2 protein-coding genes and 1 pseudogene are annotated in these 1,722 nt (G+C 48.1%); all 3 read right to left on the bottom strand.

All coding sequences use genetic code 11. The features are described from left to right. Nucleotides 1-161 precede the first annotated feature (161 nt). Nucleotides 162-290 (bottom strand): hypothetical protein, encoded by a 129-nt coding sequence (locus ACTHS3_RS12370; protein WP_273620690.1) that lies wholly within the window; start codon nucleotides 288-290, stop codon nucleotides 162-164. A 246-nt stretch (nucleotides 291-536) separates the two neighbouring features. Then, nucleotides 537-1,052, bottom strand: a complete 516-nt coding sequence (locus tag ACTHS3_RS12365) for an SMI1/KNR4 family protein (RefSeq protein WP_070608574.1) — start codon at nucleotides 1,050-1,052, stop codon at nucleotides 537-539. Between the two features lie 73 nt (nucleotides 1,053-1,125). Beyond that, nucleotides 1,126-1,722 (bottom strand): annotated as a pseudogene (gene purH, locus ACTHS3_RS12360) (bifunctional phosphoribosylaminoimidazolecarboxamide formyltransferase/IMP cyclohydrolase); the annotation flags it as partial.

The raw sequence follows: 1,722 nt of genomic DNA, 5'->3' as shown, positions 1-1,722 counted from the left end.
GCCTTGACCTTTCCTAACATATAAATAGTAACCAAATGATACGAATTTATGCGCTATTGAGCCGATGGACAGCGTTAAAAAGGCAAGTGTAAAACTTGCCTTTACGTTTGGGATTTGTTTGTTCTCTATTGTAGAAAACTGTGTTGTTTTTTCAGACGGCCTTACCAACGGAATGTTTGGGTCACGCCTGCGGAAGCGCCGTTGTTGCCGGCATAGCCGTAGCCACCGGTATGGCTGGAGGCGCAGGCGGTGAGTGTGGCGAGGGCAAGGATGAGGAGAATGTGTTTCATGTTTTTTTCTCTGAGTGGGTTGGTTTTAGACTTTTGTGGCGTTGCGTTGCTGCATGAATTGGACGGGCTGGGGCTTAGTTGCTTTATCCTGATTTGCAGTTAAGCCGCTAAATTGTTTGATGATTAAAGAAGGCCGTCTGAAAACGGGTTTCACGATATTGAAACTTTGTTTTCAGACGGCCTTTATTTTATATCAGCTTATCGGTAACAGGAATATTTGAAATCCTAACTACTTATCCGCTCTACTTACTCGTCTGCAGTCAAACGACGGACAAAATCAGCAAAGCTGTCGGCAATATATTCCTCATGAAAATTATCCAAATAAATATTGATAACCGATGGCTCACCATCGGCATTTATATTGCGGTAATCCAGCGCAAAAAATCCGTGCCCGCTATCTTCTTCGGCAAAGTAAACACCAATATGCGGCAATGCGTGATTTTTGGAATCCTCCAAAAAACGGCTACCCATTTGACCGCACAAGGCATTATTATTCGCAAAACCAATACCATATATACCACGAACCATTAGTTCGCATTCATATCCATCCGTATCGGCATAACGAAAAAAACAACGTTTCAAACTACCGCCATTTTTCAGGCGCATCAAAGCTATATAATCAATGGGCAGAGAATAGCCCAGCTCCTCTTCCACGCGTGCAATAATCTCATCCGTAAGCGGCGTATCCCCTTCAAAACCTTCGTCATAGTTAACAAAAAGATTGGCAGCAAAATCTGCCAACTCAGCTTGGCTAAAAGACATGACTTATCCCATTTATTAAAACTTAGGCCGTCTGAAATCGGTTTTCAGACGGCCTTCATTTTATATCAGCTTATTAGTGGCGGAAATGGCGGATGCCGGTTACGACCATGGCGATGCCGTGTTCGTCCGCTGCGTCAAAGACTTCTTGGTCGCGCATGGAGCCTGCCGGATGGATGATGGCTTTGATGCCCTGCTCGGCAATGACATCCACGCCGTCGCGGAATGGGAAGAAGGCATCGGAAGCGGCACAGGCGCCGTTGAGGTCGAGATTGGCATCTTGCGCTTTGCGGGCGGCGATGCGGGTGCTGTCCACGCGGCTCATTTGGCCTGCGCCGATGCCGTAGGTTTGACCGCCTTTGCCGAAGACGATGGCGTTGGATTTGACGTATTTTGCGACGTTCCAGACAAACATCAGGTCGTTCCATTCTTCCTCGGTCGGTTGGCGTTTGGAGACGACTTTCAAATCGGCGCGGCTGAGGCGGTGGATATCGGGCGTTTGCACCAATAGTCCGCCGCCGACGCGTTTGAGTTCGAAGCGGTTGGCACCTGCCTCAAGCGGCACTTCCAATACGCGCACGTTTTTCTTGGCGGCAGCGATTTCGAGGGCTTCGGCGGTGAACTTCGGCGCCATAAGGACTTCCATAAATTGGTTGTCGGTAATTTGTTTGAC

The sequence above is a fragment of the Neisseria sp. P0009.S007 genome, from assembly GCF_051962515.1.
Note: the sequence above shows the minus strand (reverse complement) of the source record. Positions and strands in the feature narration are given on the sequence as shown.

Excerpts from the sequence above, each read along its gene's own strand:
- ACTHS3_RS12370 (WP_273620690.1), bottom strand. The coding sequence starts at position 290 with ATGAAACACATTCTCCTCATCCTTGCCCTCGCCACACTCACCGCCTGC.
- ACTHS3_RS12365 (WP_070608574.1), bottom strand. The coding sequence starts at position 1,052 with ATGTCTTTTAGCCAAGCTGAGTTGGCAGATTTTGCTGCCAATCTTTTT.